This window comes from Novipirellula sp., assembly GCF_041583735.1.
GTDB lineage: Bacteria > Planctomycetota > Planctomycetia > Pirellulales > Pirellulaceae > Novipirellula.
In genome coordinates this window covers 1-4609 of sequence record NZ_JBFHFD010000683.1, presented here as the reverse complement: position 1 = coordinate 4609, position 4609 = coordinate 1, and the positions used below count along the sequence as shown (strand labels likewise).

Sequence of the window (4609 nt, the reverse complement as noted above, 5' to 3'; positions counted from 1 at the left end):
TCAACCAACAACTAGAACAGGACTCGAAAAAATGCCTCGTCTCAACCAAGTCACTCCCGATCAAGCTTCCGGCGCGGTAAAGGATATCTACGGCGACCTGACAGCCCAAATGGGCAAAGTCGTAAACATTTTTCAAGGTATGGGAAACAGTCCAGCCGCGTTGAAGGCGTATCTTTCGATGTCCGCAGCGTTGGCCGAAGGCGAGCTGTCGCCGCAGGACCGTGAGGTTATTTATCTGGCGGTCAGCGAAGGGAATGGCTGCGAATACTGCGTTTCGGCTCATACGATGATCGCCAAGAAAATCGGACTTACCAATGAAGAAACGTTGGCAGCGCGTCGCTTTTTTTAGGTGGATATAAATCGTGGTGCGTTGCTCGAGTTTGTCCGACGTGTGATCGCGAGCCGAGGATTCGTTTCGGATGACGAACTTAACGAAGTGCGGGCGGCTGGATATAGCGACGGTCAAATTGCCGAGGCGGTGGGGTACATCGGATTGGCGACCTATTCAAACCTGTTTAACCACGTCAATGATACGGCATTGGACTTCCCCGCCGCTGAGAAGCTCTAGTGCTGTCGCGACAGGCATGGCAAAGCTCTTCGGTTTTTGTAGCCTTTTTGTAAGGATGCTTGCACGAGAACGTCTCATTGGTAGCGAAACCAAGTCGCACATCGAAACGATATAATCGTGGTCACTACCCGAAAGTTCAAACCATGGCTGCCCAAATCGAACAAAACGAAAACGCTACGAAACCAGCGATGGCCAAGAAAGCGGGGCTGTTTTTGCTTGTCGTCGCCGTAGCGATCATTGGCTACGTCCAGTTTGGGCATTTGCTGAATCTTGATTCGCTCGCTCAACGAGAAGCTCAGCTGCGGACGTTTCAAGCCGATCATCCCGTTTTGGTCTACGGGGTCGCGTTTGGGATTTATGTACTCGCCACCGGGTTGTCGATTCCCGGGGCGGCGGTGTTGACGCTGGTTTACGGTTGGTACTTTGGTTTTGTTCGCGGATTGGTTTTGATCAGCTTCGCTTCGACCGCCGGCGCCACTGTGGCGTTTCTGCTGAGCCGCTTCTTATTTCGCGATGCGATCCAAAATCGATTTGGTGAGCGACTGAAAAGTTTCAACGAGTCGCTCGAAAAGGAAGGTCCGTTCTTTCTATTCACGTTGCGGCTGATCCCTGCGGTCCCGTTTTTTATGATCAATGCGGTGATGGGGCTGACGCCAATTCGCACTCGCACTTTTTGGTGGGTTAGCCAGCTTGGGATGTTGGCGGGGACCGCCGTTTACGTCTACGCGGGATCAAGTGTTCCCGACCTGCAAACGCTGGCAGATAAAGGCATTGCTGCGGTATTTACATCAAGTCAGCTGTGGCAGATTGGCAGCGCGTTTGTGCTGCTCGGGCTCTTTCCGCTGATCGTTCGTTTCACGATGAAGTTCCTTCAGCGAAAGCGGCTACAACCCACATGAATTCAGTTTGATATGTTGAGGACAGCCGCACACGCCGACACGGTGGTTTCGGTTGCAGCAAATTAACGTCGTTTTCTTGCGATTAGTTTGTTTTGGGTTGTTCCTCCTTTCAACTAGAGAATCATGATGACCGACTTCTTTACGCGAAGTTTGATTGTTCACGAGCAACTGCGTGGCAAGATCGGGATGCATTCGCGGATGCCGGTCAAGACAGCCGACGATTTGTCGATCGCGTACACGCCCGGGGTCGCACGGCCTTGTGAGGTGATCGCAAAAGATCCTTCGCGAGCCTGGGACTTGACCATCAAAAACAACTCCGTCGCGATCGTCAGTGACGGTTCCGCGGTACTTGGGTTGGGAAACATCGGTGCCCACGCGGCCATCCCGGTGATGGAGGGCAAAGCACTGCTGTTTCGCGAGTTTGCGGGGATCGATGCATGGCCCATTTGCGTGGATACCCAAGACACTCAAGAGATCATTGATACGGTGCGCCGGATTGCTCCGGTTTTTGGTGGCATCAATCTCGAAGACATCGCAGCGCCAAAATGCTTCGAGGTCGAAAACCAGTTGCAAGACTTGGGCATCCCCGTTTTCCACGATGACCAACATGGTACCGCCATCGTGCTGTTAGCCGCGTTGATCAATGCCGCGAAAGTGATCGATCGCAAACTGACCGACATGCGAGTGGTGATCAATGGGGCTGGTGCCGCCGGAACGGCAATCGCCCGACTGCTGCGCTGCGTGGGACACGATCCCAGCGTCTGCCAACCGGTTCTTGATGTCATCGTCTGTGATTCACGCGGCGCAATTCATCAGGACCGCGAGGGATTGTCACCCGAAAAAACAGAGTTGTTGGCTTATACGAATCGCGAAAATCGACATGGGAACCTCGCGGATGTATTGGTCGATGCCAACGTCTTTATTGGAGTCAGCAAAGGCAACCTGCTGAAACCAAGCCACATCCAATCGATGTCCGCGAAGCCGATCATCCTCGCGATGGCCAATCCCATTCCCGAGATCATGCCCGCCGATGCGATCGCCGCCGGGGCCGCGATCGTGGGTACCGGCCGTAGCGATTTCCCGAATCAAGTGAATAACGTGCTGGCCTTTCCCGGCATCTTTCGCGGCGCCTTGGATAGCCGCAGCAAGCGAATCAGCGAAGAAATGAAGATCGCTGCCGCTCATGCCTTGGCAGCCTGTGTGCATGAACCCACTGCCGAAATGATTTTGCCCAACCCGCTGGACCAAACCGTCGCACCCAGTGTCGCGGCGGCAATCCATTCGGTGGCAACCCAGACCGATGCCCCTTGATGTCTGTGGCATTGGTTTGGATTCGAACCAGCCCCAATCAAGTGACCCGCAAAGAAAAAACGCCTGGCAAGACCAAGGGGCTCACCAGGCGTGTTGTTACTGCGGAAATCAATTTCTGCGTTCACCGATTACGGTGATTCAACGGTGATCGCCATCACCACAGGTGCCGATCGATCGGGACCTTTGACGAGTTCGATCGTCGCGATCGGCTCGGCCTGTTTGGGATAAACCGCGAGGTAACGAATCTGGCGTCTGAACAAATCAAAGGCAAATTCGGACTCCGGCACATCCACGCGTCGAATGTAATCGGCGAAATGAACTCCGTTTAGCAGTTCGTGATCTTCGGATGTCCCGTCGGCATAGTGAACGCGCACAATCATGCTGACCGTTTTCGCGTCGCTATAGGGGAAGCCCCAACCGGAAACCCCGCTGAGCAGATGAATTGCTTTGGCCGCTCCATTCAGAGGCAGTGTGACGGATTTGGGCATTTTCGAAACGATCGGACTGTGGTTGCTGTGTAGCACGACCACGTTTGGCACGCTGCCATCGCGAGGATCGATCAGTTGAAACGGGACGCCTTTGAAGGTCTTGGGGGACCAATCACCAAAGACAAGCCGTTCGACTTCGCCATTGGGATCGATAAACATCCCGCGATCACTGGCGGCCGAGGCAACCTTGCTGAGATCCATCGCAACATGTTTGCCGCGTTTGGTCAGGAACTCGAGCAGATCGGTAAGCTCTTCGGGTTTAATCGACTTTTCGAATCCCTCGGGCATGATTGATTTTTGCGACGCGAGAAGTTCTTCGACATCTTCCCGCAACACAGCGTGCTTTTTGCCTTCGGCATCAAACAATTCGATTGCGGTTTTCGACTCGGATGCCAACATTCCGTTCAGCACTAAACCATCAAGTGTCAGCACGGTGTACACGCGAAAGTTGCCTTCGACGTTTCGGCTTGGATCCAAGATATGCGTCAGCAGTTCCTCTTTCGGATGAACCGCCATGCCGGTCAAGTCGGGGCCGACGGCCGAGCCTTCGCCGCTGTGAACATGGCATTTTCCGCAGTGGACTTTAAAAACTTCTTTGCCTTTGACCGCATCGCCCTTTGTGTGGGCGACGAATGACAGCTCTTCGAGTACCTTTTGCCGGTCGGCGTTGGGCAGCGAGCCACCACTTTCGAGTAGCTTCTTGGCTTCTTCGCGAATCGATTTGTCCGGATGCGACGCCAGCGATTGCTTTTGGTCCAAAGCAAGGTCGTTCAGCGAGGCGTCCCCTTTCTTGGCTGCTTCCAACAGCGATTTTGTCGAGCCAGGACGTTTCAGCAGCAGCGTTAAGCTTGCCGAGCGAACCGATGGCGTCATCGTTGCCAGTCGATCAATCAATTGAGGCCCCAGCGACTCGGAATTGCTCTGTTCGAGTGCATCGATAATGCCGTCGGCCAGAGCGGGAGGCGTTCTCGGGTTCAATTGATCCAATAGCGACGAGACGGTTTCCTCGTCGGCGGGATTAAACTCGACCAATTTTCGAGCCGCTTCGATTCGCTTCGCGTCAGGGGTGTCTTCGTCACTGAGCGTTTCCACAAAACCTGTGGTGATCTCTTTGCTGTACTTCTCGAACTTTTGGCTTCCCCACTGAGTCGCCAAGCGAACCATCACGCCTCGGGTGCCCGGGGATCCTTGGTCAAGAAGCGATTCCAGATCGGATTCCAGTTCGGCGGTCAGCTCGATCTTTTGATCTCGTTGCCATCCATTGCTGATTCCCGCGAACACAGCGTCAATGACTTGACGATTGGCATTTTGCAAACTTGCCACCAGCGTTTCCATTTCGCCCG

The 4609-nt window shown here is 54.0% G+C and carries 5 protein-coding genes; 4 read left to right on the top strand and 1 reads right to left on the bottom strand.

Going from position 1 to position 4609, the window contains the following annotated elements; translation table 11 throughout:
* The 4 genes from ABX962_RS30880 to ABX962_RS30865 all read left to right on the top strand — a co-directional run.
* Window positions 1–349 (top strand): carboxymuconolactone decarboxylase family protein (locus ABX962_RS30880; protein ID WP_372725352.1); only part of this gene is annotated, 349 nt, incomplete at its 5' end.
* Complete coding sequence (locus tag ABX962_RS30875; protein ID WP_372725350.1) at window positions 350–568, top strand: carboxymuconolactone decarboxylase family protein; 219 nt, start codon at window positions 350–352, stop codon at window positions 566–568.
* A 143-nt stretch (window positions 569–711) separates the two neighbouring features.
* Complete coding sequence (locus ABX962_RS30870) at window positions 712–1467, top strand: TVP38/TMEM64 family protein (protein WP_372725349.1); 756 nt, start codon at window positions 712–714, stop codon at window positions 1465–1467.
* Window positions 1468–1590: 123 nt separating this feature from the next.
* Window positions 1591–2778 carry an NADP-dependent malic enzyme gene (locus tag ABX962_RS30865; protein ID WP_372725347.1) on the top strand — a complete coding sequence of 396 codons (1188 nt, stop codon included), beginning with the start codon at window positions 1591–1593 and terminating at the stop codon, window positions 2776–2778.
* A 128-nt stretch (window positions 2779–2906) separates the two neighbouring features.
* Here the strand turns inward: ABX962_RS30865 and ABX962_RS30860 are convergent.
* Window positions 2907–4609: c-type cytochrome (locus ABX962_RS30860; protein ID WP_372725345.1), on the bottom strand; the 1703-nt coding region annotated here is incomplete at its 5' end.

What these genes read in the sequence shown, in the direction of transcription:
- ABX962_RS30870 (WP_372725349.1), top strand. Translation starts at nt 712, where the DNA reads ATGGCTGCCCAAATCGAACAAAACGAAAACGCTACGAAACCAGCGATG.
- ABX962_RS30865 (WP_372725347.1), top strand. Translation starts at nt 1,591, where the DNA reads ATGATGACCGACTTCTTTACGCGAAGTTTGATTGTTCACGAGCAACTG.